This window comes from Bacillus sp. SJ-10 (assembly GCF_002843505.1).
Taxonomy (GTDB): Bacteria; Bacillota; Bacilli; order Bacillales; family Bacillaceae; genus Bacillus; species Bacillus velezensis.
In genome coordinates this window covers 405,241-426,956 of the sequence record NZ_CP025258.1, presented here as the reverse complement: position 1 = coordinate 426,956, position 21,716 = coordinate 405,241, and the positions used below count along the sequence as shown (strand labels likewise).

20 protein-coding genes are annotated in these 21,716 nt (G+C 47.3%); 12 read left to right on the top strand and 8 right to left on the bottom strand.

Annotation, left to right across the window (positions count from 1 at the left end):
• The 3 genes from hpaB to CXL14_RS02100 all read right to left on the bottom strand — a co-directional run bounded on the left by hpaB (position 1) and on the right by CXL14_RS02100 (position 4,762).
• Complete coding sequence (gene hpaB / locus CXL14_RS02110) at positions 1-1,446, bottom strand: 4-hydroxyphenylacetate 3-monooxygenase, oxygenase component (RefSeq protein WP_032863970.1); 1,446 nt, start codon at positions 1,444-1,446, stop codon at positions 1-3.
• Between the two features lie 149 nt (positions 1,447-1,595).
• On the bottom strand, positions 1,596-2,483 hold the full coding sequence (locus CXL14_RS02105) for a hypothetical protein (protein ID WP_014416805.1): 888 nt from the start codon (positions 2,481-2,483) through the stop codon (positions 1,596-1,598).
• Between the two features lie 71 nt (positions 2,484-2,554).
• Entirely contained in the window at positions 2,555-4,762 is a 2,208-nt protein-coding gene (locus CXL14_RS02100; protein ID WP_014416806.1) for a glycoside hydrolase domain-containing protein, read from the bottom strand.
• A 51-nt stretch (positions 4,763-4,813) separates the two neighbouring features.
• Here CXL14_RS02100 and CXL14_RS20495 point away from each other — a divergent pair, with 51 nt between their 5' ends.
• From CXL14_RS20495 to trhO, 10 genes are all read left to right on the top strand, one after another.
• Positions 4,814-4,948, top strand: coding sequence for a hypothetical protein (locus tag CXL14_RS20495; RefSeq protein WP_021495310.1), 135 nt, complete (start codon positions 4,814-4,816; stop codon positions 4,946-4,948).
• A 191-nt stretch (positions 4,949-5,139) separates the two neighbouring features.
• Complete coding sequence (locus CXL14_RS02095) at positions 5,140-5,583, top strand: Ser-Thr-rich GPI-anchored membrane family protein (protein ID WP_014416807.1); 444 nt, start codon at positions 5,140-5,142, stop codon at positions 5,581-5,583.
• A 264-nt stretch (positions 5,584-5,847) separates the two neighbouring features.
• Positions 5,848-6,318, top strand: coding sequence for a helix-turn-helix transcriptional regulator (locus CXL14_RS02090; RefSeq protein WP_003156718.1), 471 nt, complete (start codon positions 5,848-5,850; stop codon positions 6,316-6,318).
• A 71-nt stretch (positions 6,319-6,389) separates the two neighbouring features.
• Entirely contained in the window at positions 6,390-7,460 is a 1,071-nt protein-coding gene (locus CXL14_RS02085; RefSeq protein ID WP_014416809.1) for an iron-containing alcohol dehydrogenase family protein, read from the top strand.
• Positions 7,461-7,541: 81 nt separating this feature from the next.
• Positions 7,542-8,696 carry a phosphoribosylglycinamide formyltransferase 2 gene (gene purT / locus CXL14_RS02080; RefSeq protein ID WP_014720671.1) on the top strand — a complete coding sequence of 385 codons (1,155 nt, stop codon included), beginning with the start codon at positions 7,542-7,544 and terminating at the stop codon, positions 8,694-8,696.
• Between the two features lie 481 nt (positions 8,697-9,177).
• Positions 9,178-9,711, top strand: coding sequence for a CDP-diacylglycerol--serine O-phosphatidyltransferase (gene pssA / locus CXL14_RS02075; protein ID WP_007409002.1), 534 nt, complete (start codon positions 9,178-9,180; stop codon positions 9,709-9,711).
• On the top strand, positions 9,702-10,190 hold the full coding sequence (locus tag CXL14_RS02070; protein ID WP_003156711.1) for a DedA family protein: 489 nt from the start codon (positions 9,702-9,704) through the stop codon (positions 10,188-10,190). The genes pssA and CXL14_RS02070 overlap by 10 nt, the downstream gene beginning before the upstream one ends.
• Positions 10,183-10,998 (top strand): phosphatidylserine decarboxylase, encoded by an 816-nt coding sequence (locus CXL14_RS02065; RefSeq protein ID WP_014416811.1) that lies wholly within the window; start codon positions 10,183-10,185, stop codon positions 10,996-10,998. The genes CXL14_RS02070 and CXL14_RS02065 overlap by 8 nt, the downstream gene beginning before the upstream one ends.
• 42 nt (positions 10,999-11,040) lie before the next feature.
• A complete protein-coding gene (locus CXL14_RS02060; RefSeq protein WP_014416812.1) occupies positions 11,041-11,316 on the top strand; it encodes a hypothetical protein in 276 nt (91 codons plus the stop codon).
• Positions 11,317-11,420: 104 nt separating this feature from the next.
• Positions 11,421-12,389, top strand: coding sequence for an oxygen-dependent tRNA uridine(34) hydroxylase TrhO (gene trhO / locus CXL14_RS02055; RefSeq protein ID WP_089072403.1), 969 nt, complete (start codon positions 11,421-11,423; stop codon positions 12,387-12,389).
• A 36-nt stretch (positions 12,390-12,425) separates the two neighbouring features.
• Here the strand turns inward: trhO and gltP are convergent, their stop codons facing one another.
• Positions 12,426-13,676 carry a glutamate-aspartate/proton symporter GltP gene (gene gltP, locus CXL14_RS02050; RefSeq protein ID WP_007409006.1) on the bottom strand — a complete coding sequence of 417 codons (1,251 nt, stop codon included), beginning with the start codon at positions 13,674-13,676 and terminating at the stop codon, positions 12,426-12,428.
• 370 nt (positions 13,677-14,046) lie between these two features.
• Between gltP and CXL14_RS02045 the strand changes: the two genes are divergently transcribed.
• A complete protein-coding gene (locus tag CXL14_RS02045; protein ID WP_029973949.1) occupies positions 14,047-15,114 on the top strand; it encodes a branched-chain amino acid aminotransferase in 1,068 nt (355 codons plus the stop codon).
• A 40-nt stretch (positions 15,115-15,154) separates the two neighbouring features.
• Here the strand turns inward: CXL14_RS02045 and CXL14_RS02040 are convergent, their stop codons facing one another.
• The 4 genes from CXL14_RS02040 to CXL14_RS02025 form a co-directional block, all read right to left on the bottom strand.
• The gene (locus CXL14_RS02040) at positions 15,155-16,558 is read right to left on the bottom strand and encodes an amino acid permease (RefSeq protein ID WP_162131137.1); all 1,404 of its coding nucleotides are present in this window, start codon (positions 16,556-16,558) and stop codon (positions 15,155-15,157) included.
• 113 nt (positions 16,559-16,671) lie between these two features.
• Positions 16,672-17,619, bottom strand: coding sequence for a homocysteine S-methyltransferase (gene mmuM, locus CXL14_RS02035; RefSeq protein ID WP_014416816.1), 948 nt, complete (start codon positions 17,617-17,619; stop codon positions 16,672-16,674).
• A gap of 115 nt (positions 17,620-17,734) precedes the next feature.
• On the bottom strand, positions 17,735-19,171 hold the full coding sequence (locus CXL14_RS02030; protein ID WP_014416817.1) for an alanine/glycine:cation symporter family protein: 1,437 nt from the start codon (positions 19,169-19,171) through the stop codon (positions 17,735-17,737).
• A 24-nt stretch (positions 19,172-19,195) separates the two neighbouring features.
• A complete protein-coding gene (locus CXL14_RS02025) occupies positions 19,196-20,179 on the bottom strand; it encodes a glutaminase (RefSeq protein WP_014416818.1) in 984 nt (327 codons plus the stop codon).
• A 243-nt stretch (positions 20,180-20,422) separates the two neighbouring features.
• Here CXL14_RS02025 and CXL14_RS02020 point away from each other — a divergent pair, with 243 nt between their 5' ends.
• The gene (locus tag CXL14_RS02020; RefSeq protein WP_014416819.1) at positions 20,423-21,715 is read left to right on the top strand and encodes a two-component system sensor histidine kinase GlnK; all 1,293 of its coding nucleotides are present in this window, start codon (positions 20,423-20,425) and stop codon (positions 21,713-21,715) included.
• The last annotated feature ends 1 nt before the right edge of the window (position 21,716 follow it).

Genomic DNA, 21,716 nt, shown 5'->3' with positions numbered 1-21,716 from the left:
TTATTTATGAATGTGCAGGAATTCCTTGATGACCGCGGTCTGTTCTTCTTTCGGATAGCTTCTGTACAGATGGCTGGTTAAGCGGACGGGGTCACCGAAGAAGTACCGCTCATATTGTGTCTGTCTTGTTCCGAAGGGGCTCATGGTCAAATCCCATGCGAGGCGGAACACTTTTACCCGGTCTTCAGCGTTCAATTCGGCCGCCTGCAAATATTGGTCAAGGTCTCCTCTGATGTCAGAACGGAACGCTTTTTCAGTCGGCAAAGTCACCATTCCGCTTGCCCCGATCAGCTGAATGATTTCCGTGAAGCGCGGGTAGATGTCGGGAAAAACCGCGCTGACCACACGAAGCGGAGTGACACTCGGGCGCATATAACCCCATTCATCTGTTTCCGCATCATTCTCCGACTTTTCCAAAAGGGCTTTCATCGTTTCCAGACCGGTGATGATTTCAGCCATCTTAGCCTGAATATGCTGATATTCGCCCACATCTATCGCTTCGACAAGCGTTTGGGCGAGGCCCAGGAGAAACTCCGTCTTTACAATTTGTCTCGTGATAACTTGATGAAATGCGAAGGCGTTAAAAGAACTTTTCATATTAAAATCAAAAGCCGCCTCGTAATTATTATAAAAAAATACGCGTTCCCAAGGGACCAAAACGTGATCAAATACAACGATAGAATCCATTTCTTCATATCTTGAGCTGAGCGGATAATCAAACGATGATTTTCCGAGTACGAAAGATTCCCTGCAGATGAATTTTACTCCCTTTGTATTGGAAGGGATTGAAAAAGCGAACGCTTCATCCGATTCAAAATACATTTTAGGCAGAGAAACCACGAGCACTTCATCCGTCAGGCCGCCTTGTGTGGCTAAAATCCGGGCGCCGTGTATGATGAGGCCTTTTTCATTTTTATCGACGACTTTTGCCGAGATAGGTGTCGGCGATACGTTTACACCCATTTGTGAACGATTCACCTGAGGGGTGATAAACGTGTGCGTAAAAGAAAGATCCTGTGCAGCAGCGCGTTCGTACAGCGCTTGAACATGTTCCGGAAAACAATGATCGCGGTCTTTCAAAAGCGCGGCGGAGGAGGCGAAGCTCATCAGCACGGTATTCATATAATCCGGGCTTCGTCCCATCATTCCGTGCGTGTGTCTGGCCCAATGTTCGAACATGTTTCTTCTTCTTTTTACGTCTTCTTTCGTTTTCGGCTGCAGGTATGAAAGCCCGGCCCGTTCTTTTTTACCGGGAAGACTGTAAGTCATTTGATCTTTCATATCCGGTTTCGTTTGCAAATCATAAAGAGAGCGCTTCGTTTCCAGAAGGCCCTTAAATGCGGGATGTTCAGAAATCTGTCCCTCGATCTTTTCACCATCAAGCCAAATCTCATTTCCAAGCTGATTTAATCGGTCAATGAACATTTTGCCGTTAATGATACCCATCATGTCGCCCTTCTTTCTTTGCAGATCCACTACCTCATTATATTGAAAACGAAATTGGGTGTTCCGGTTATTTCCAAAGAGGAAGAGCCTTTTTTGATAAGGGGGGTGAAGGAATTGCATAATAAAAAACCCCTTAAGCAGAGGGGTTTTTAACTGATCATGTCTTTGTATCGTTGTTCGAGGACAAAGTCTATCATTCCGGTGATACGGATGTTTTCAGCGTTCTTTGTAAAGTGAGGAATGGAGTGCAAAGGCCCTTTTTGGTACAGTTTCAGCAGTTTTATTAGATATATTAAGCCCCTGGCGAATAAAAAAAGCAGGAGATACGGAAGCAGGCGGGGAACATGAACATAGCTGACTTGACCTGAGAAAAGTGCAGTCAGAAACATAGCAATAACGCTTCCGATAAAAATCCATTTCATAAAATCAAATAATGAGGAGTCAGGTTTGGAAAACTGATTTTTCAGCTTGAATAACTTCTCAGTATCTTGTTCTTCAAGACATTTCATCAGTTCTTCATCATTTTTACAAGAGCTAATCTGCTTCATGCTTTCTTCGAGTGTATCATCACTTTGTTTACCGCCCGCTAAAGAAGCCAGTGTACGATATTTCTTTTCCAGATTTGTATTTATCATATTTATAACCCGGAAGGAGTAAGTGTTTCTTCTTAAGCGGCTGTCAGGTAACCGGTCTTTCTTTTCGCGCGAAAAAAACATATAAAACGCGACAATACATCCGATTGTAAACAGTGAAAACACTGCCGGCAACAGATCAGATAAAATGGGAATAGGTATGAGTGTTTTGACTTGAATAAACAAGAATGAAGTGAAGATCAACGCCATCACTATACAGCAAAAAGCAATCTTCATGAGCATTTGAAAAGGAAGAGCCGGAGCAGAGTAATAGTACTTTAAAAGACTGAGCGTATGTACATCCTGTTCAGCTAAAAAGTCCATCATTTCTTGTTCATTCTTACATTTTAACAATCTTTGTGCGGTTTGCTTTGCTGTGTTAAATGCAGATTGATTTTCATTCAATGAGTGAAACCTCCAAAAAAATAATAGGAATAAAACTGCATGAATGAGATATTCATGCAGTTTTTCTTTGATTAGTAGAGATCAGTCATATAAGCGTAAAGAGCTAACAAAAATACGGCAAATTCAGTTACCGTTTCTACAGTTTTATCCCCAGTCGGTTTTTCAACTGTAAGGATTTTAGAGGTAAAATAGAAAGCAGACAGGCCTGCAACAATAACGAGGCCTGAAGGGAGAAGATCCCAGTCCTTCGCTAATTCACTTTCTGCAGCTGAAACCGGTACACCTTTATACGTTTTAATTCTAAACGTAAACATGGTCGTAAGTCCAGTTGTGGACCCATCGGCAACTGGAATGTCAGGTGTATAGATTTTAATTGAAACATCTAATGATTGAGCAGATGGGGTCACTGCCATTTCCAGATAACCGTTTCTTACAGATAGGCTCAGATTGTCTAATAAATTTTGATAAGAACGGATGTCTGAAGCCGTAAGTATTGTTTGTGTATCTCCCAGTAAACCAGTAACATAAGCGCCGGGCTTTCCATTCGTTATTGTCATTGTATTAGCAGACCCCTCACTTGGGATCGTATACAGAATTGAAGTAGACAATAAGATATCTAAAGTTGGAGAGGCTAAAATGGTTTCGGTTGTACCGAATTCGAACATCATATTGGCCAGACCAGATGAATTTTCCAATGCTGGAATTGTTGACAGAATATTGGTTAATGTGTTTAGTCTTGCATCATACACAGGATCAGAAGGCGGATGGACGCTGCTTGCACCCGAGTCTTTTCCGGAGTATCCGTCTTTGTCAATGGCGACTTTTCCCGCTCCGCTTCCGATCGTTCCTTCATAAAATTGATCAAAAGCCCAGTTTTTCGGCATCGGGTATCCGAGGTTTCCGCTGAATCCGGTCGACATGTTAGCCGTAAAGCTATATTTGGTCAGACCTGCTTCTGACGTCCGGATACAAATGTTTCTCGGTCCGTATACACCGATTTCATATTTCGGCGCAGTTGAGAACGCCTGCATTTTCATAAAAGCTGACTTGATTTCTTGAAAGTAAGGGATGATTTTATCTGTGACTTCATAATCATACGCATCGAAATCGACGGCAAAGTAAATGGTCGTTCCTGACGGAAAGCCTAATCTTCGGGCGGCTGATGCAGCGCTGTACGCATCTCTCGTTCCTTGGTCTTTTACAAAATAAGAAGATTCATAGCCGCCGTCCTGATAAATCGGAAACACGCTTAAGCCGGCATGGAAAATCGCGGAAAGTTCTTTTGACGTTAACGCTTTCGATGTCAGTCCGCTGCTTGTCCGCACATTCCCGGTCAGATATCTTCCCACGATCTTATAGCCATTCTCACGCAAAGTTTTAGCCGTATCTGCCGTCAAAATGGCAGCGGTGTCACAAGCTGAAGCAGCCCGCGTTGTGTCGCCTGAGCTTGATAATAAAGCTTTAATCGTCGGCATGTCCGCATAACCAGTCTGCGGCAGGCACATAAACTTTTGGAAAGCTTTCACTGCCGATACAACTCCGACGCCGTATTTCCCGTCGAATTCACCGGGATCAAACGCTTCCCCATTACAGTAAAGCGCGTATTGAACAATCAAAACAAAGCCTGTCCGTGAATCGCCGGGAGTCAAGGTAGGGCATAAGCTGGTCGTTCCGTTCCCGAAAAATCCATTGGCGACGCTTGTGCTCATGCCTTCTTCTTTTTGCAGAGCATAAATGAGAGCCTTGTTTGTATCGCGGGCATATAAGCCGTCACAAGGCATCAAGCCGATGTAGTCATTGTAATCCCGGTTCAGGTTCTGCTGGATTTGGCGGATTCTTTTGTCGCCTCCCGCTACTAACCGAAAAGCGCTCATATCCAGCAAGGCTTTCATAATGAGTGCCGTGACGATGCCGTCTTGCTTAGTGAGCCCGGCCGCTTTTTGAAACTCTTTTACAGCGCTTTCGGTATTTTCATAGAAAACGCCTGAAAATCCGCCGGGGTTAAAACCTTTACACCACAGCGCCCCTTGCAGAATGTAATTCATGTTTGTCGGTTTAGAATCGGGAGCCTGCTTTTTCAACGGCTTAAACAATCTTTGTGTCGTCGGTCCGAAGTTATCGGCAGGTTCTGAAATACCAAGCTCAATTTGAAGCGCCCGTGTCAGACCGTAAATGGTATCCCAGCCCGTTTTTCCGTTTTCCGGCACTTTGTTGTACCCGTGTCTGCCTTTGTACGTCTCATTCAGCCATTGTTGTGTTTCCAGGACCATTTCGTCCATTGTAATCCCTCCATTGCGTGTAGTGTGCGTTCATTCATAGGTGGCAAACGTATGACAGCTTGTCATGGGTTTATGAGTTTGTTCAAGCAGGGACAGCCCCATCATACAGCCGCAGCACAAACGCCGAAAGAGGCATTGATAGGAAAAGACCTCGCTATGACAATTGATACAAAAACAACAAAATGAATAGCGGCTTAAAGTAACTTTATCACTTAATCAAAAATAACAAGAATCATAAGTAGTAGTCATATAGTCATTTCAAGGGCTGTTCACATCTCTTCCTGCGGTCAAAATGGTTAGTTGGACGGATTTATGATTGGCTATATTGTCATTAACATAAATAGGGTAAATAGTTACAGGAAGGAAGGATTTTCTCGATGAAAAGCAAAAAGATTTTTAAGTCGCTCATCATTATTTTTACTCTTTTAATCAGCGGAATTGGTTTTATGGGTTTTTCTTCTCCGCAAAAAGCAGAGGCTAAAGACTGGCTTCATACTTATAAAAGCGGGTATTTCACTAACTATGTGATCAATACATATCACCCTAAATTCACTAAAACGACAAAAAAGTACAGCTTGAGAGCCGTGACTTTTAAATCCAACAGTAAAGGGAAGGGTACGTATAAAATATACGTCCAAAAGCAAGTCAACGGCAAAGGTGCCTGGAAAACAATCAAAACCGCCAATGCAAAGAAAAATGGAACGACTTATTTTGAAACACCTTCGTTAAAAAAAGGGGATTCATACAGATTTAAAATGGTCAATCAGGGTTCGAAAAAACGTGTCAATTATAGTGCAAGATGGATTGTATTCGCTTCATAATGCCGATTTTCCGGTCTATAAAGTTTTAGCTGCTGCAGCTGCGGCAGCTTTTTATTTTCTCCGGAGCTCAACCGCCAGGGAGCCCGCACCTGTCTCTTCGGGCGTACGTTTGTATTCACCGCATCATTCTGGATTATGCGGAAAGGTACATCGCTTCAATGATAAGCCAAATCCCGGGTTCTTTTGATTCGTTTGAAAATGTTCTGATATAAAAAAGGCGTGCCGCGGTGTAAAATGGCTATATTGATAAATATGGAGGTTGAGATGGATCAAGATTATATGACTGAGCTTGTCTCAGTCCAGCTGAAGAAAATCCGGTCGGAGAGAGGCTACACACAGGAGAAAATGGCGGATGTGATCGGCCTTTCTAAAAAGTCGCTGGTGCAGATTGAGAAAGGGCGGGCGCTTGCGGAATGGCCGCACGTTGTGGCGGTTTGCGCGCTTTTCAGATCAAGTGAAACACTGCAATCCGTATTAGGAGATGATCCGCTGGAGGTCATTGAAACGGTTGCTCACCGCACAATTGACAGGCCGAAGGGGAAGACGATGGGCGGCAAGGTGTGGTGGAAAGCCATTGAGAAAAAAGGCGAGTTCCGCTTGCAGCAGCATTTGATTTCCCACCATTACCGCATCCTTGATTCCTATGATGATCTGTGGTTCAGCAGTTTTGAAAAGGCAGAGGCTTTGGAACGGCTTGATGAGCTGTTTTTGGAGGCGGAAGAAGCGAAGCGCTGAGCACCTCCGGTTGATGTATTTTCTGACAAGTGGGAAAATATATATAAATTCCAGCCAAAGGAGAGATTCGAATGAAGCCTGAAGATATCGTCCGAAGCGGCCCGAATCAGTACATATGCAAGGAAGGAATCGCAAAAGAACTTCCGGGGCTGCTGGAGACATTCAGAAAACCCGTTATTGTGGCCGGAATCAAATCCTATCAGGCGTTCTCCGATTACAGCGGCGGTTCTTCCTGGGATGTGATTCAGCATAAAGGATACTGTTCACCTGAGGCGGTGCGTAAGGTCTGTGAGCAGGCGGCAGACGCGGATGTGATCATCGGTATCGGAGGCGGCACGATTTTGGATTTGGCAAAAGCGGCGGCAGACCGGCTTGATATAGAGGCTGTGATGGTTCCTTCCATTGCGGGGACGTGTGCGGCAAGTACGCCGTTGAGTGTCATATATGATGAGAGCGGCAATTTTATCAGAGTTGATTATCATAAGCGTTCAAGCTATTTGACGCTTGTTGATCCGCTGTTTTTACTTTCCTCTCCCATTGAATATATGAAAAGCGGGATCGGTGATACGCTGGCGAAATGGTATGAGGCTGAGGCGGTCATCAGAAATACGGAGGAGGCGGCGCCGCTGATGGCGCAGGCGGGGCTGAGACAGGCGGAATATATACGTAATCTGTTATTGCGTTACAGTGAAGCGGCCGTCGGAAGCATGGAGAAAGGCGAGCTGTCCGTGCCGTTCATCCATACGGCGGAAACGATCATTATGCTTGCGGGAACGGTCGGCGGGTATGGCGGCCGTTTGTGCAGGATGGCAGGGGCGCATGCGGTCCACAACGGACTCAGTTTTCTCCAGGAGACACATCAGGTGCTGCATGGCCAGAAGGTTGCTTACGGCATATTGGTGCAGCTCGCGCTCGAGAATCGGAGACCTGAGATTGAAGAGCTGCTTCCGTTTTACCGCCGGCTCGGTTTCCCTGTCAGCCTCTGTGATCTCGGCATCCTTGACAACCATGAGGAAGCCAAGCGCCGCATTGCTTCTCACGCCTGCCGGGCGGAAGAATCGTTATGTTTAATGGGGCAATATCGCGAGAAGGACGTGTCAGCTGCGATTGAATCGCTCGAATCAGCGCAAAAGACAGGATAGAGCTTGTCATCTATCTTGTCTTTATTTTTTGAATATTTCCGTTATAATGAGTGGGGTATAGAAAGGGAGGGGCCAAAGGACATGTATCAGGCGAAGAAGATGTTGTTATTAGGATCAGGCGAGCTGGGGAAAGAAGTCGTCATTGAAGCGCAGCGGCTCGGGGTTGTCACTGTAGCCGTTGACAGCTATGAGCATGCTCCCGCCATGCAGGCCGCGCACAAAAGCTATGTGATTGATATGCTTGATAAAGCGCAGGTCAGAGAAGTCATTGAGAAAGAAAAACCGGACTTGATCGTGCCGGAAGTGGAAGCCATTGCGACGGATGAGCTGCTGAAGCTTGAGGAAGAAGGTTTTCACGTCATTCCGAATGCGCGTGCGGCAAAGCTGACGATGGACCGTGAAGGCATCAGACGGCTTGCGGCAGAGACGCTTCATCTTCCGACTGCCGGCTATGAATTCGCGAATACATATGAAGAATTTAAAGAAGCGGCGGAAACAATCGGTTTTCCGTGCGTGGTAAAGCCGCTGATGAGCTCTTCCGGAAAAGGGCAAAGCGTGTGCCGCTCGGCTTCCGGGCTGAAAAGCTGCTGGGACATGGCGATGGAAGGCGGCCGGGTGAAAAACGGCCGGGTCATCGTTGAGGAATTCATTCCGTTTGAATCAGAAATCACTCTTCTGACAGTGCGCGCGGCGAACGGTACGTCCTTTTGCGCGCCGATCGGACATGAACAAAAAGACGGTGACTATATTGAATCATGGCAGCCTCATCATATGACGGAACAGCAGATTGAAGAGGCGAAACACATTGCGAAAAGCATTACGGACGAGCTCGGCGGATACGGTTTGTTCGGGGTGGAGCTTTTCCTTACTGAAGATAAAGTATATTTCAGCGAGGTGTCTCCCCGTCCGCATGATACGGGACTCGTTACGCTTGTGACGCAAAATTTGTCGGAGTTTGCGCTGCATGTCCGCGCGGTATTGGGATTCCCGATTCCGGAAATCACTCAGCTGTCGCCGGGGGCAAGCCGTCCGCTGAAGGCGCCAAAAGAGCTTGCTGATTATGCGGTTGAAGGTTTGGAGAAGGCTTTGGCGGTAAAAAGCACTCAGGTCCGCGTATTCGGTAAACCCGTCACGAAAGTTGGACGCCGTATGGCGGTTGCGCTTTCTGCAGCCGGGACCGTTGAAGAGGCCAGAGAAAGAGCGGCCGAAGCACTCAGTCATTTATCAATTACATAAAATGATCTTAAAAGGCGTTTTTACCGTAATGGTAAGGCGCCTTTTTTGTTTGGACAGACTATATACTGGAAAACGGGGTTGTGAGATAATGTATGGGCCGCTTTGTATCAGTCAGACTTTTCAACTCTTGAAACTTTTTATGTCCGCAATCGTTATATGTAATGTTCTCATTTCACAGAGAAGGAAATAACAATACATCATACGGCTTTTCATTCATCAAGAACGGACAATCCGGATTGCAGCATGGAATATTTAAGCGGGGTAATCCGGAATAGAGGAAACCATGATTGCTTACCTTAATATGAACGGCGAAAAAACAAAAATCACCAGATTAGATTGTTCAAATAACACCAAATGCTGTATAATAAAAGAATTTGAATGATAGCATTGAAAGAATTCCATTTTATGTTTCCGTAAAATGGAGTCTTTATGCATACGCAGTCCGATTTGATATGGTTTTAATTGGAGGTTTGTGTAAACTGTGAATTATATACCTAGTATGATTACAATTGGAAATTTTATTTGCGGGCTCTTATCGATTCATTCCCTTTTGTATCATAATATACACTCTGCGGTGATCTTTATTTTCACCGGGATGTTTCTTGATTTCTTTGACGGTTTGGCCGCCCGTAAGCTGAACGCGGTATCGGAGATGGGAAGAGAGCTTGACTCCTTTGCTGATCTCGTGACGTTCGGCGTAGCGCCGTCCATGCTCGCTTACAGTGTTTCACTATATACGATTCCGTTCATCGGAATTTTAATCGCGCTTTCCTACAGCATCTGCGGGATGATCCGTCTTTCCAGATTTAATATTGAACAAAGCAAGCTGCCGACGTTTATCGGGATGCCGATTCCGTTTGCGGGTATGTGTCTTGTCATTTTGAGCTTTATCAATAACGCTTTTCTTCTGGGGGCGGGAACGATCGCGCTCGGTTATTTAATGGTCAGCAACATTAAATTTCCGCACTTTAAAAAACAGGCGCCTGAAAACCTGGAGAGCAGAAGATGGAATTAGTTCAGCAATTAATATCCGATTACGGATATATCGCGATTTTTCTCATGCTGACACTCGGTATTATCGGATTGCCTATTCCGGATGAAGTCATGATGACGCTTGTGGGCTACTTCGCTCATTTAAACGTGCTGAATTACGGGCTCTCCATTCTGATCAGCTTTATCGGAGCGCTCCTTGGGATGATTATCAGCTACTTCATCGGCAGAAAAGCCGGCCGGCCGTTTATTAATAAGTTCGGAAAATGGGTCGGCCTGAAGGAAAAGAGGATGGAGAAAGTAGACAGGTGGATGAAGAAGTACGGGCCGTACACCATTATTTTAGGTTATTTCATCCCCGGCATCAGACACGTGACCTGCTACTTTTCCGGAATCGGCAGAATGGAATTCAAAACCTACTTATGCTTCGCCGCCATCGGAGCGTTTTTATGGTGTTTTATTTTTATTACTATAGGAAAATTCATAGGAGTAATCAATGTTTAATACTGCCGCTAAAGTTCTTTACCGTTCATTGATTGAACTGACTAATAATCGATTGACGTCTTATCTCATTAAAAACTTCTGTGAATCGAAACTGAGCAAGCCGGTGATTCCGCTGTTTTCCAGACACTATCGCATCAATTGGAATGAAACGGAACGCACGGCTTCTGACTTTGATTCACTGGCGTCATTTTTCATTCGTGATATTAATTTGAATCTCCGCCCCGTGGCAAAAGAGAAGAACGCCATCGTCAGCCCGGTGGACGGCGTCGTTCAGACGGTGGGCATGATTAATCCCAATCAAACTTTCATGGTAAAAGGGAAGGATTACTCGTTCGCCGAACTGACGGGGTTTAAAAGCGCCGATCACAAGTATAACGGCGGGTGTTTTGCCGTGCTTTACCTTAGCCCGAGACATTACCACCGCTTCCATTCTCCCGTCAGCTGCACGTATCAGAAGCTGGCCGAGCTGGGGAAACGCTCCTATCCCGTTAATACGATGGGGTTAAAGTACGGGAAAGATGTGCTCTCAAAAAATTACCGTTATGTGTACGAGCTGACCCGTGCTGATCAGCAGATGCTCATGATTCCGGTAGGTGCGATGAATATTAACTCGATCGTTCAGACAAACACCGGAAACAGGCTTGAGACGGGGGAAGAGCTGGGCTATTTTTCATTTGGATCGACCGTTATTTTAGTATTCGAGAAAGATATGTTTACCCCTTCGGATAACCTGACTGAAGGCCGTGAATTACAGGTCGGCCAGATCATCGGTTATGCGGAGTCACAGGAGGAGGCGTCCGCTTTATAAAAGCTGCTCCTCTTTTTTATATGGTGTAAGGAAGTGAACATTATGGAAGAAAAGGATTTGGCAAAGCTGATAGAACAGTACCGGCATACAGGCGATCAGCAAATTCTTGAAGCCGTGCGGGACGCATGCCGGCCTGTCGTTGAGGCGCTCATCTCAGAACTGGCTGAAGACAGCGCCGATCTTCTGCGGACAAAAGGCCGTGAACGTTTTCCGTTTATTATCGGCAAGTATCAGACCGCGGCCGGCCTTTCGCTTGAGACCTTTTTGCGCAATACGTATCGGTTTTATTTTCAGCAGGTTTTAAAAGGCGAAGCGTGACTGGAAGAAAGAGTACGGACGGAAATGTTCATCTTTCGCCCGTTTTCCTGTATGATATAGTAGAGTGTGCGATCATTAATATAATTGAACAGGGTGTATAAATCATGGAAAAACAATATAGAGTTTTACTTTATTATAAATATGTAAAGATTGCTGAGCCTGAGGAGTTCACGGCTCAGCATTTGAAGTTTTGTAAGGAGCTCGGTCTGTTAGGCCGTATTTTGATTTCTGAGGAAGGCATTAACGGTACGGTGTCCGGAACGGTTGAACAGACGGAACAATACATGAATGCGCTGAAAGCTGATCCGCGCTTTGCCGACATGCCGATCAAAATTGACGAGGCTGACGGACATGCATTCCGCAAAATGTTTGTGCGCCATAAAAAAGAATTGGTGACGCTTCGTCTCGAAGATGATGTTGATCCGAATGTCACGACGGGCAAGCATTTGAAACCGAAAGACTTTTATGAGCAAATGCAGGACCCTGACACGATCGTGATCGACGCCAGAAACGACTATGAGTATGATCTCGGTCATTTCCGCGGAGCGGTCAGACCTGATATTGAGGCGTTCCGTGAGCTGCCGGACTGGATTGAAGAGCACAAAGACATGCTTGAAGGCAAAAAAATCCTCACGTACTGCACAGGCGGCGTACGCTGTGAGAAATTTTCCGGCTGGCTGCTGAAGAAGGGCTTTGAAGACGTGTCCCAGCTTGACGGCGGTATCGTCACTTACGGTAAAGATCCTGAAGTGCAAGGGCAGCTGTGGGACGGACAGTGCTACGTGTTTGACGAAAGAATCAGCGTACCGGTCAACCGCGTAGAGCACGTTATCATCGGAAAAGATTATTTCACGGGTGAGCCGTGCGAGCGTTATGTGAACTGCGCAAATCCGGCATGTAATAAAAAAATGATCTGCACACCTGAGAATGAATACAAATACATGCGCAGCTGCAGTCACGAATGCCGTACGAACGAACGCAACATGTATGTGAAAGAGCACGAAATGACTCAGGAAGAAATCAATGAACGCCTTGCTTTGATTGAAAAAGAGGATCATGCGGCGATTGATTAATAGAAAAGACCACCAATGAGGTGGTCTTTTTTGTGTTTACATACTTTCTGTCCGGGCGGTCTGGTCTGCCGTGACGGGTCCTTTATATTTGAATGCTTTTTCCCACTTGGACACGACGATGCAGGCGACCGCATGGCCGGGCACGTTGACGCCGGTTCTCGCCATGTCCATGACGCGGTCGACACCGGCAATGATGGCGACGCCTTCCGCGGGGAGACCGACGGCATTCGCTGTCGCCAGAAGCACGACGAGTGAGCCTGACGGGACGGCGGCAATGCCTTTGCTTGTCATCACGAGGACAAGCATCATCAGAAGCTGCTGAGAAAGCGGCATCTCCACATGAAACGCCTGCGCCAGGAAAATACAGGACACCGATAAATAGAGGCTTGAGCCGTCACAGTTCAGCGATAAACCTGACGGAACCACAAAGGAGACGACCCGCTTCGGACAGCCGTATTTCTCCATCCGATCCATCAGCTGAGGCAGAATGGTTTCTGTGCTTGTCGTGGAGAAAGCGATCAAAAACAGATCCCAAATCATTTTCAGCACTTCAAAGTACTTGATTTTAAAGATAAGCCCCACGATCGGAAACAGAACGAAGAGTATCAGGAACAGCCCAAGGAACACAGTGCCGATCAGCTTCAGCATCGGAAGCAAAAGCGCGATTCCGAATTGCCCGACGGAGGCGGCCATCAGGGCGAGAACGCCGATCGGAGCGGTGACCATCACCATCTGCGTCAGTTTGAACATAATATTTGCCGTGGATTCGAAGAAACTCATGACAGGTGCGGAGGCTTTGCCGATGCCGGCTGCGGCAACACCGAATAAAATCGCGAAAAAAATGACGGCGAGAAGATCGTTTTTCGCCATGACGTCAATGATGTTAACGGGGATAATATCAAGAAGCATTTGTTTCAGGTCGACTACTTTTTCCGTATAGCCGGAAAGCTCGTGAATATCTTTTTTAGCAAGATGAGAGAGGTTAAGTCCGACTCCCGGCTTCAGCACGTTCGCCAATAACAGACCGAGCGCCAGAACAAGCGTCGTAATCACTTCGAACCAAATAATCGTTTTGATGCCGAGACTGCCCATTTTTTTCATACTGCCGCTGCCGGCGGCTCCGATGACAATGGTCGAAAACACGATCGGCACGACAATCATTTTAATCAGGCGGATAAATCCGTCTCCGACGGGCCGCAGCGCCATCCCGAAATCCGGGAAGAAATGGCCGATCAATGCTCCGATGGCTAAAGCGATCAAAATCTGGAATGCGATAAATTTTTTCAAGCGAATCCCCCTTTTACTTGCGCATTTCATACGTAATTCGTGAAGCAGGCGGCAACCACCTTCCTATCCGCCATAAATTTGTCACATTATTGACTGTGCGAAAGAAAGGATTGCTTTACATTATGTAAGCGCAATCATTTAATATGACAGAAAGTCCGCATTGAAAAAAATGAAGGAGAATAAAATAAAGTTAGATTTTCGCTTGAAAATATCAAAAATTGTGATAATTATCCTCTTATAAGTGGTATATTTGATATGATACGGTCAACTGCATTCTCATATATCTGTGCATACAAGATTCGGGACAGAGAAAACAGGCAGCTTATAAAAGACTGAAAATTTAAACAATTACAAGAAAGGTGTGCTTTTGTTGAATCAACTGATTGAAAGACGTAAGGTCACAGCAAGAAAAGAAAAACCGGATTCCGCTTCATTGGGATTTGGCAAGTACTTCACAGATTACATGTTTGTCATGGATTACGAAGAGGAGAGAGGGTGGCATGATCCGAGAATCACACCTTATGAACCGGTCCATCTGGATCCTTCCGCATCGGTTTTCCATTACGGGCAGGCCGTATTTGAAGGGCTGAAGGCTTACAGGTCAGAAGACGGCCGGGTGTTGATGTTCCGTCCTGACCAAAATATAAAACGGCTGAATAAATCGTTACGGCGAATGAGCATGCCGCCTCTTGACGAGAAGCTGGCGCTGGAGGCATTGATACAATTGGTGGAGCTGGAGCAGGAATGGATACCGATAGAAAAAGGAACCTCTTTATATATCCGTCCGTTTGTGATTGCGACTGAGCCTTCTTTAGGCGTCCGGCCTTCAAAGCGTTACAAGTTCATGGTTGTTTTGACGCCTGTCGGTTCGTACTACGGCGATCAGCTGAAACCGATCCGGATTTATGTGGAGGATGAGTATGTGCGTGCCGTCACCGGCGGAGTGGGCGACGTCAAAACGTCCGGAAATTATGCGGCCAGCTTACAGGCTCAGCGGAAAGCCGAAGAACTGGGGTATGATCAGGTGCTTTGGCTCGACGGGGTGGAAAAGAAATATGCCGAAGAGGTAGGAAGTATGAATATCTTTTTCATCATAAACGGAGAGGCCGTAACGCCGTCATTAAACGGAAGCATTCTCGGGGGCATCACACGCGCATCTGTGATAGAGCTGTTAAAAAGCTGGGGCATCCGTGTCAGGGAAGAACAGGTCGCCATTGATGACATCTATGAGGCTGCGATGAGAGGCGAGGTGTCAGAGGTATTCGGTACGGGAACCGCGGCCGTCATCTCGCCGGTCGGCGCGCTGCACATTCACGGAGAAACGATTGAGCTGAATAACGGTTTGATCGGTGAAGTGTCAGAAAGGCTCTATGAAACGATTGCCGGCATCCAAGTCGGGAAGGTGCGGGATTCGTTCAGATGGGTGGTTGAAGTATAAATGAAAAAAGAACCCTTGCGCTGCAGGGTTCTTTTTTCGGTTATTGGGATTTTACGGCTTGCACGCGGGCTCTGCTTTTCCGGTTTTTCAAGTAATAAGCGCTGTAGCAAACGGCCATAAATGCAATCCCGCAATAAAGGGCGATGGCCTGGTTCGGATCAAAAGCGATGCCGATACAGGAGGCGAGGCACAGGAGAAAGGCCGCTATCGGTACGGCCGGATATCCCGGCGTCCTGTATTTCAAGTCTGAAAGCTGGTGCCCTTCTGTAAGAAACCGTCTTCTGAACAAAAATTGCGATGCGGCGATGCTCATCCACACAGCCACTACCGCAAATCCTGAGACGGAGACGAGAACAAGATAGACTGTATCCGCTGCAACCACGCTTGACAACAACGACAGAATGCCGCCGATCATACTGAAGATCAGAGCGTTAAAAGGAATGCCTCTAGAAGTCAGTCTGGCAAAGGCGGGATGAAGCTCCCCTTCTTTAGACAGGGACCACAGCATACGTGATGACGCGTACAGCCCTGAATTGGCCGCAGACAGAAGCGCTGTTAAAATGACGAAATTCATCAGATCGGCCGCATAAGGCACGCCGACTCTGTCAAATACCGTGACGAACGGGCTTTCAATCACACCGGCTTCCTTGATGGAGATCATCCCTGACAGCACAAAAATCGTTCCGATAAAGAAAAGCGCCAGCCGCCAGACTGTGGTTTTAATGGCGCGCGGAACGGTTTTTTCCGGATCGGCGCTTTCCCCTGCGGCGATTCCGATCAATTCCGTCCCTGAAAAAGCGAAGTTTACTGAAAGCATTGTCATCAGTATCGGGAAAAAGCCATTTGGAAAAAGGCTGCCGCTATCCGTAAAGTTCGACAGCATAGGTGCGGCCTCACCGCTTTTCATCGGGACGATGCCGAACATCGCCGCTCCGCCCAATAAAATAAACAGTAAGATGGCTAAGACTTTAATGCTTGAGAACCAAAACTCCGATTCAGCAAAAAATTTCACGGAGAAGGCGTTTAATAAAAAGATGAGAAGAGCGAATACCGCACTCCACATCCAAACTGAAGTATGCGGGAACCAGCGCTGCATGAAAAGCCCGGCCGCCGTGAATTCAGAGCCCAGCGCCACCGCCCACGTCAGCCAGTACAGCCATGCGACCGTAAAGCCCGTCGCCGGCCCAATATAGGTTTTCGCATAAGTATGGAATGCGCCCGTCACGGGCATAGCTACTGACAGTTCACCAAGGCAAAGCATGACAAGATAGACGATGCCCGCGCCCAAAAGGTAAGCGAAAATGGTGCCCGCCGGACCCGCCTGATGAATGGTATACCCAGAGCTTAAAAACAGCCCCGTTCCGATCACACCTCCGAGTGATAGCATAAAGAGGTGTCTGCTTTTCATACTTCTCTGAAAATTCGTCTCGTTCTTGTTGTTCATTGTTTTCCAACTTTCTGCGAGGGCCGTTCTAATAAAAAATCTCATGCCGGCGAACGGCACGAGATTCCGGCGAACCGGCTTTTTGAATAGAATATACAAACTATTCCGATTAGTCAAGTTGTTTTTAAGGTCTTGGCCCAATCGGCAATGGCCTGAATGTCCGCAGGTTTCGTCCGGCAGCAGCCTCCGATCAGGCTCACGCCGTTTTCGTACCAGCTTTGCGCGCTTTTTCCGAAATGGTTTTCGCACGCTGCGCCTTTCCAGGTTTTTGTCACTGGGTCATATTGTTCGCCGGAGTTCGGATAGGCGATAATCGGTTTGGATGCTGACCGTTTGATTTCTTCTATCAGCGGCGGAATATGTTCAATCGGTGTGCAGTTGATGCCGATCGCTGCGATTTGGCTGCAGGAGTCAAGCAGGGCCGCGCATTCGGAAATAGGCGTGCCTTCGCTGATATGCCGTCCGTCTTTGGCGCTGAAGCTGATCCATGCATAAGTGCCGGGGAATTCCTCCAGCAGCCTTGTGATCGCTTTTGCTTCTGACAGGCACGGAATGGTCTCGCAGGCCAAAAGATCGGCGCCGGATTCTATGAGGGCTTTCATCCGGGGCCGGTGAAAGCTGATCAGCTCATCCTCCGTCAGTCCGTAATGGCCGCGGTATTCAGAGCCGTCAGCGAGGCTCGCGCCGTAAGGTCCGATAGAAGCGGCGACCAAAGGTTTGGGCCGGTGTGAACGGTTTTCTTCATGCGCCCAAAATTCATCGCGTGCTTGTGCGGCAAGTTCAACAGATGTCTGAATGAGACGTATCGCATCGGTTTCCGGGATGCCGCGCGCTGCAAATCCTTCGATTGTCGATTGATAACTGGCGGTGATCGCGCAATCAGCGCCGGCGGCAAAATATTCTGCATGCACCTGTTTGATCAGTTCTGGTCTCTCCAAAAGAATTTTGGCCGACCACAGATCGTCATGTAAATCACAGCCCATCCGCTCAAGCTCGGTTGCCATCGCGCCGTCTATGATCATTACCGGGTATTCATTTAATATTTGTGTAATGGGATTCATAGGCCTTCCTTTCTGACTTTACTGAAAATATATAAAAAGGGTAATGGACGCTTTTCTCTTTGTCAATGAACCGGCAGAAAAAAGGTGTTCAGGACGCTGCCCGAACACCTTTTGTTTAGGAAATGTGTTTGCCTTTCGCACTTTTCGCGATGTCTGAATACTCCCAGCATTCGATCCCGTCATCATCAGGGAGCACATCTCTGTAAAAGACGGGGTCCTTTCCGGCTTTCTTTTGCCGGACATAATCGCTTAAAGCGGCAAACGCTTTTTTCGACAGAAGGAAAATCGCGATTAAGTTCACGACCACCATTAAGCCCATGAACAAGTCAGCCATATCCCACACAAGCTGGACTTTGGAAATACAGCCGAACAGTACCATTCCGAGCACGCAGATGCGGTAAATGAACAGCCATTTTTTGTTCTGGCTTAAAAATCCGATATTGGTTTCTCCGTAATAATAGTTGCCCATCAGAGCGCTGAAGCCGAACAAAAGCATTAAGACGGCAAGGAAACCTGACGCCCACGCGCCGACATGGTCGCTCAAGGCGGCCTGAGAAAGCGCGATGCCGCTCAGGCCCGGCTGCTGATAAGCGTCTGAAAATAAAATGATAAGCGCCGTGCTTGTACAAATGACGAGCGTATCCGTCAGGACGCCGAATGCCTGAATGAGCCCCTGTTTCACCGGGTGGCTCGTCGTAGCTGTCGCCGCCGCGTTCGGAGCGCTTCCCATACCCGCTTCATTTGAGAAAATCCCGCGTCTTACACCTTGCATCAAGGCCGCACCTAAAGCGCCGCCCGCTGCCTGATCAATGCCGAACGCATTTTTTACGATTAGCGACAGAACGCCGGGCAATTGGGTGATGTTCGTCAGAATGACAAAGAAAGCGACACCGATATATAAAACGGCCAAAACGACTACGATGTATTCCGCCATTTTCGCAATTCGTTTGACGCCGCCGAAGATTACGCCGCCGAAAACCAAGATTAACATAATGCCCAATGAAAGCCGGCTGGTGCCGAACGCGTTTTGAAAGGCGACGCTGATCGTATTGGATTGAACGGAATTAAAAACAACCCCGAATGACAGTGTGATTAATACGGCGAACAGCGCGCCCATCCAGCGTTTCTTCAGGCCCTTTTCCATGTAATAGGCCGGGCCCCCGCGGAATCCGTTTTGATCTTTTACTTTATAAATTTGGGCCAGCGTGCTTTCAACAAAGCTTGAAGCCGAACCGATGACTGCGATAATCCACATCCAGAAAATAGCGCCCGGACCGCCGAGTGCGATCGCAATGGCGATTCCGGTAATATTCCCGGTTCCGACACGCGCCGCCATACTGATGCAAAATGCCTGAAACGGGGAAATGCTGTTTTTTGTCCGGGCGGCCGCGCCTTCCTTCAAAACCCGGATCATTTCCTTCAGCATGCGGACTTGCAGACCCTTTGATCTGAATGTAAAAAACAGTCCCAGAGAAAGAAGCAGTACGATTAACAGTTTTGACCATAAAAAATCATTTGCCGAGCCGATTACATTTTCAAGGAATTCCTGCATCCAATCACCTCTTGGTTCGTTTGATTAAAAAATACTGAGCTCCCACTCCTGTGCGATATGTTTCAGCAGCATGCCGCCGGTCAGGCTGTTGCCGTATTCATCAATGGCCGGACCGTAAATGCCGATGCCGCAGCCGTTATGAAAAGGCTGTTCTCTTCTGGCGCTTGGGGGAACCAATGCCATAATGCCGCCGGATACCCCGCTTTTGGCCGGGACGCCGACGAAAGCCGCATATTTGCCTGACGCATTGTACATCCCGCATGTCAGCATCAGGGCTTTGGCGAGTTTCGCGACATCTTTCGGAATGACCTGTTCCCGTCGGATCGGATGGTAGCCGTCATGCGCAAGTATCAATCCGATTAAAGCGATGTCCTCGGTTGTACCCTCCATGGCGCACTGCTTTAAATACACTTCAAGCGTTTCTTCCACATCCGCCTCGAGAAAGTTCGTTTCTTTTAAATAGTAGGCGAGCGCTCGGTTCCGATGCGCGGTCTGCCATTCAGAACGGAAGACCTCCTCGTGAACGTGAGGGCGTTTTCCTATTAATTTTTCAAAAACGGAAAAGAGATATTCTAATTTATCATGCGCCGTTTCACCCGGAAGCAGCGAGGCGACGGTAATGGCGCCGGCATTGATCATCGGGTTGAAGGGCTTCCCGGGTTTATGGATTTCAAGCCGGATGATAGAATTAAACGCATCACCCGTCGGTTCCACGTCCACACGATCCAGCACGTAAGAAATGCCTCTGTTCATGCAGGCGGCAATAAAGCTGATGACTTTTGAGATGCTCTGCAATGTGAACGGGACATTCCATTCACCGGCATGAATCATTGAGCCATCCGGCTCTAATATGCAAATGCCCAGCTGAGAGTCGTTGATTTCTCCGAGGGCGGGTATATAATTTGCGCTTTTTCCATTGACGGAAAACGGTCGGTAATGCTCGACCCAATCTTGTAAAAGTGAAGCCAGTTCCTCTTTTTCAAGGCGCTCTCTGACCATATCTTTCATAACATTCCTCCTCTATTGCAAGCCTGTCCGAAGCGGAAACCGGTCTTGGAAAACGTTTTCAAAAATAGCGTGTTCCATGTTAATGTATAATGACATCTACAGAATCATACAAAATACGACAAAATCATTCTTAAAATAAGCCGATAGATTTATAAATCAGCCGGAGTGTCCCGCCATTCGGGTCTAAAGAAATTTGCGGACTGTATCGGTCTTGTTCAAAATAGACAGAAGAAGGAAGTGATTATGATCAGGCTCGACTATTTACTGAAAAAAGACGGCTATCTTTTCGCCCTTATGCTGATCACCGTGCCGCTGGCGGGGGAACTGAAATTTTACCCCCTGAATGAGGTATATCGGATCAGCTTCGGCGCCCCGGCTTTTTTCTTTTTTCTGCTGCTGCTTCGGCATGTGCCGGCAGTATTGTCAGGGCTGTTGACAGGTGCAGCCGTTGTGGCATTCCGGATCGGCCTGGCGTGCTGGGGAGGAGAGCATGCCGGCTTTACGGAGGCTTTTTTCAGCCAATATCCCAGTTTCTTTTTTTACTTTACATATGCCTGCTTGTTTTATGTGCTGAAGGTCAGGCTTTTTTGGGATCGGCCGCTGATGATCGGGTTTCTCGGTTTTCTCATTGAAATTGCGTCCGATGCCGTTGAAATGACGGTTCAGTTTTCCGGCGGCCGGCAGATTATGATGCCGGACAAGCTGGCGGATATTGCGGTTATCGCTGTTTCTCACACATTTATTGTGCTGAGTTTTTTCAACGTGATGAAGCTGCACGAATCTCAGGTCAGGGAAAAACAAACGAGAAAGCAGCATGAGCACATGCTGATGATTGTGTCTAACTTATATGAAGAAACGATTCATTTGAAAAAAACGCTGAAAACGACGGAGCATGTGACGAAAGAATCCTATCAGCTATATCGGGAAATGAGCGGGAACGACCGGGAGCTCGGGAGCCGAATGCTGCGCCTTGCGGGAGAAATTCATGAAGTGAAAAAAGACAATCAGCGAATATTCGCCGGCCTGTCGAAGCTGATTTCCAATGAGAGATTCCGGGATTACATGAATGCCGCCGCTCTGGTCGGCATCGTCATCCGAATCAATGAAAAATACGCCGAATCTTTAGGCAAGGACATTCAATTCCGGAGCGTGGTTGAAGGAGAGCATCCCGATTATCACGTCTTTACCGTCTTGTCGATCTTAAATAATCTGACCGCCAATGCCGTCGAAGCCATGGGTGGCAGGGGTGAGATCCGCCTCGCGCTGCGCAGGGCGGAGGGGGAGATGGCCGAATTTGAGGCGGAAGATGACGGTCCCGGCATTCCGGAAAAAATCGGAGAGGTCGTTTATGATCCCGGGTTTACGTCCAAATACGATGAATTCGGCACACCTTCAACGGGCATCGGGCTTACTTACGTGAAGGAAATCGTAACTGAACTTGACGGAGACATTTCCTTTCATAACAAGCCAAAAGGCGTCATATTTACGATTAAGCTGCCGGTGAAGCATTTGATTGCAGAAAGGATGAACTCATAAT